This window comes from Cyanobacteriota bacterium (assembly GCA_025054735.1).
Lineage (GTDB): Bacteria > Cyanobacteriota > Cyanobacteriia > SKYG9 > SKYG9 > SKYG9.
Map to the genome: position 1 here is coordinate 5,229 of JANWZG010000112.1, position 4,779 is coordinate 10,007.

Here is a 4,779-nt window from a genome sequence, read left to right on the forward strand (position 1 = left end):
TCCAGCATGTTGGTATAGTACAGATTACCTGACTAAATCAGGACGTGCTGCGCGAAACTGGGCAGATGTTTCTTGCGCCAATGGGCATCAGCGCGCCGATCGGTTTGCACTTCCAACACTCGTATCCCAGTTTGAGGCAGGGGGTTTAACCGCTGCCCTAACTGTTGCCAACTGGTAATCATTTCATGCTCAATGCCATAGGCCGCACAAAGCTCTGCAACGTTGACCGACTGAGGTGTGGCAAAAAACTGTTCAAAAGGTGGTTCAAACTGACTAATTGGGAGCATTTTAAAAATGCCACCTCCATCATTGTTAATGAGCAAAATCGTTAAATGACCAACGATATGTCGGCGCAACAAGAAGCCGTTGGTGTCATGCAACAGGGCCAAGTCACCGGTGAGCAAGACTGCACTTTGGTTACGATGGGCAATGCCGATCGCCGTAGACAACGTGCCGTCAATCCCGTTGGCACCTCGGTTAAAGAAAGGACGCACTGCCAAGCTTCCGGGCTGCCAAAACCACTCCATATCTCGAACTGGGGTGCTGTTGGCAATAAACAATGGGGTTTCTGGCGGCAGTTGACGCGACAACAGCCAAGCAATTTTAGCTTCGAGTAACCAGTCAATACTGATAAAGGTTTGCTCGACTTGGTGTCGAACCTGTAGCTCTGCCCGACACCATTTGTCGAGGTAAGAGAGGGTACTACGTCGAGACAGCATGGCTGCTGGAGACTCTGGGGCTGATAGAGCAGGGACGATGGTGAAGCTAGCGATCGCAGCCTCGGTAACCCCAACCCGCTGGCGAGTGGTATCAGCATCAAGCAAGACCTGAGCTAGTTGCGCCGCTGTGAGAGGTAAATGAGTGGTTTTGCCATGTAACGGATCCAAATTACGATCGCCTGGATCCACAATCCACTGGCGGGGCTGCACAGCCTCTAGCCACGATCGCAACTCTTTGCTGGTGGGCATATCGCCAAACCGAATCACCACTTCAGGTGCTAGAGCTGAAGCTAGGGAGTGATTACGCAGTAGCAGGTCATAGGTAGAAATTAAGTAGGGATTCAGATGGGCATAGTTGCGGAGTGGAGACAGCGCTTCTGCGAGAACAGGATAACGCAACAGCCGTGCAATACGGGCGATCGCAGCACAATAGTCGGCAGGGTGCTGAGGTTGCACTGGGCCAACAATAATCAGGCCCCGATCGCACTGTAGCCACGATTGAGAGGGCACAGGATAGGGAGAAAACGACACCCCAGAGTTAGATGAAGGGATACAGGGTTCGATGGCAGCAAAAAACTCCTCTGGATGAAGCTGAGAAATGAGAGCTTTGATTTGAGCCTCTACGTGAGGCGGCTCCGGCAAGGGTGCGAGGGGGTCACGAAAGGGAAGATTCACATGCACAACACCAGGCACTGGCCACAGGGTGCGCTGCCATGCCTGAATGATCGTTTGGCGTAGATAAGATAGCAGTTGCAAGGTAGCTTCAGGTAATGCCAACTCGGTATACCAATTGGGATAGTTACCGTAGAGTTTTTGTTGGTCGATCGCCTGGCCAGCATTACAGTTGCGCAGTTCTGGGGGACGGTCTGCCGTCAGCACTAACAGGGGTACGCGACTTTCCCGTGCCTCAATCACGGCAGGATAAAAGTTAGCAGCGGCTGTGCCTGATGAACAAATCAGTGCTGTGGGCCGTCCAGATTGTCGCGCTAGCCCTAGGGCAAAAAAGGCGGCTGAGCGCTCATCCAAGACAGGGATAGCCTCAACATGGGCAGACTTAGCTACGGCGATCGCCAAGGGAGCCGATCGCGACCCAGGGCAAACTACGGCAGTCGTTAATCCCAGTCGTTGTAAGGTTTCGACAATAACAGATGACCAAATTAAATTAGTGTTTGTAAAATCTATAGCCATTAACAGTCGTTACTTATACTTAACTATACTTAAATTGAATATCACCCTAATACCGCCGGGCAAATGGTTTACAGTTACCCTGTAGGCACCGCCTCCCCTGGCATTCTAACTAGTTGCAAAATGCCGTAACAAAAGTCTACGATGCCTGCACTACACAATCTCAGCCCTTGTCGTTGTTCTTTACATATGTCATGAATAGGCGACTAGTCATGCTTATTGGCGTGCCGGGTAGTGGTAAGTCCCATCTAGCGGCTCAGTTAGTGTCAGCCGCTCCCGATCGGCTACTAATTTCCACAGATGCTATCCGCGCCCAACTGTTTGGTGATGAAGCCATCCAAGGGGAATGGCACAAGGTACAAGCTGAGGTCAAGCATCAACTACAACAGGCCATAGCAGCCATCGACGCAGGGACTGCAACCGCAGCTATCTACGATGCTACCAATGCTGCATCTAACCAGCGTCGGAGTGCCTTGCAACTAGCTCGCAGCGTAGGATTTACCGACATTACAGGGCTGTGGTTAGATACCCCTCTCTCTGTCTGCCTAGAGCGCAATCGTCAGCGTCAGCGTCACGTTCCAGAGGAAGTAATCGTGCGGATGCATCGTCAACTACAGCAATCACCACCCACCACCGCTGAGGGATTTGAGCGTTTACTGCAATTGCCAGAATATACGGAATTTCGTGCGCTATGCTACCTCTAGCATGGTCAGGACTATAGTCCAATAAACCTCAGACACCACGTCGTAACTCTATGTCTTCTGTAACGCCTTCTGTAACTGCTCTGCCAATTGCAGCCCAAGTTGTGGATTTGCCAACCATTTACCCCATCGGGGTCTACGCCCTACATGGCATTGCTCATCTTGGGTTTCATCTCTTAAGTCTGGATACTGTACGTGGCTATTTGCTGCAAATTGACCCCACCACTAACAACACCTGCGTTTTGAATCCCCGACAGACAGATGAATTTCTAGATGCAACTGGCTTAGCTGTTTGGTGTGATACCCTATGGATTGCGCGCGGAGAGACTATCTATCGCTGTGCTGATGTCATCCAAATCAAGGATGGAATTCCCACCCTTTCACCTGGCCAGTATCTACCCCTACAACCATTTGTCACATTACCCTATACCGCCAACGGTGTAGCAGTCTGGGAATCTACAGTCTACGTCACCTGTCAAAAGGCAGGATATATCTTTATTTTCGATGCAGCTACTGGCAGAGAAATTACGCGATTTCCGGCTCCTGGTGTTGGCATCGAGAACATTGCGGTTCGGGATGAGGAGTTATGGATCTGTGACACCGTGGAACAAAGTGTGTACTGCCTAGAGCGAGCAACAGGCAATGTCATCTTTAACGTGTTGACTCCATTTCCTGATCCTACAGGGCTAGGGTTTTATCCCCATCCCCAATTGCAAGAAGACGTGCTCTACGTTGCCTACGCTGGGTTGGAGCCTTACATTCGAGATAATCCCAATGCGAATCCTACCTATGAGCTAGAGATGCGCGATCGCACCTTTATTCATCCCCTCTACACAAAGCTCTACGCTGATCAATCCTATGCACTTTCCAATGGCTACTTGGTGGAAATGTCCTATGTAGAAGAATTGCAGCCTTTAGAAGAAGTTGATGTTGAGCAATTAGAATGGCGAATTGCGCTGCCTGCGGAAACCGATCGACAAAAGGTGCATCATGTGGAAGCAATTGGTCGTCCCTTTGAGGAAAGGATTGATGATGGTCAGCGGGTTGCTGTCTTTCGGTTTGACAACCTAAAGCCCGGAGAGCGCCACATTTTTGGCTGGCGGGCACTACTGGAAGTCTGGAGTATTAAGTATCAATTTACTCCTCGTCAAGTGGAAAACTTGCCCCCGCTTGCCCCAGATCTCCAAGCTCGCTATCTAGTTGATGATGACGACTTGGCAATGGATACACCCGTAATCCGGCGAGCAGCCAAGGAAGCGGTTGGTACCGAGACCAATATCCTGCGTCAAGTGTATCGGATTCGTAACTACGTCTACGATCGTCTCAGCTATGCCATCAAGCCTTACATAGATACTCCAGATGTTGTTCTAGAGCGGGGCACTGGTTCTTGTGGGGAATACTTAGGCGTATTGTTAGCCCTCTGCCGCTTAAACGGAATTGCCTGCCGCACGGTTGGTCGTTACAAATGTCCACCCTATCCTGATCGTCGGAACCTGCCACTGCAACCAGACTTCAACCACGTGTGGATGGAGTTTTACCTGCCAGGTGTGGGGTGGTTGCCAATGGAGTCTAACCCTGATGATGTCCAAGAGCGCGGGCCTTATCCTGCTCGATTTTTTATGGGCTTGGCTTGGTATCATGCAGAGGTGGGTAAGGGCATCTCGTTTGAAAATTTGCGAGTGCAGGGCAAACCCGTCAACCGAGATGATGTTTCCATTGGTAACTTGGCCCTTAACCATATCCGGTTCAGAATTCTTAAGGAATTAAAACCAGTTTAGTGAGAACTTTACAATGGTTATGCGTGATATACGTTGCAATTACTCAGTGACAAGCTCAACATGGCAAGCTCAACATTGAGTGATTAGGTCTATTAGGAGTTGTGAGTGATCAGGTCTGATGGGAGTTATGGGCTATATGACTATGTAAAGCAATAATCCTAGGACGGAATGGTGACAACAAGTTTTCCAACAAAGGAACTTCAGAGCGCCTACCTCCGGTCAACAAGTCTGTTGGTAATCAATTAATGAGCTTAGAGGCTAGATGTAACTCAGTGAGTGTGGCACTCCTATACATATAGATACACATAGATAGATACACATAGATGGTTAGTGTGATTGGTTAGTGTTGCAAGAGGGTCAAATGGTATGGCGGGTCAGGTATTAGCCGATCGCTAC

Annotated in this window: 3 protein-coding genes; 2 read left to right on the plus strand and 1 reads right to left on the minus strand. The window is 49.7% G+C overall.

What is annotated here, in order from left to right:
- Nucleotides 1-32: 32 nt before the first annotated feature.
- Nucleotides 33-1,907, minus strand: a complete 1,875-nt coding sequence (gene menD, locus NZ772_07295) for a 2-succinyl-5-enolpyruvyl-6-hydroxy-3-cyclohexene-1-carboxylic-acid synthase (GenBank protein ID MCS6813361.1) — start codon at nt 1,905-1,907, stop codon at nt 33-35.
- 191 nt (nt 1,908-2,098) lie between these two features.
- Here menD and NZ772_07300 point away from each other — a divergent pair, with 191 nt between their 5' ends.
- Both NZ772_07300 and NZ772_07305 read left to right on the plus strand, forming a co-directional pair.
- Nucleotides 2,099-2,608, plus strand: a complete 510-nt coding sequence (locus NZ772_07300; GenBank protein ID MCS6813362.1) for an AAA family ATPase — start codon at nt 2,099-2,101, stop codon at nt 2,606-2,608.
- A 50-nt stretch (nt 2,609-2,658) separates the two neighbouring features.
- Nucleotides 2,659-4,383, plus strand: coding sequence for a transglutaminase (locus NZ772_07305; GenBank protein MCS6813363.1), 1,725 nt, complete (start codon nt 2,659-2,661; stop codon nt 4,381-4,383).
- Nucleotides 4,384-4,779: the final 396 nt, after the last annotated feature.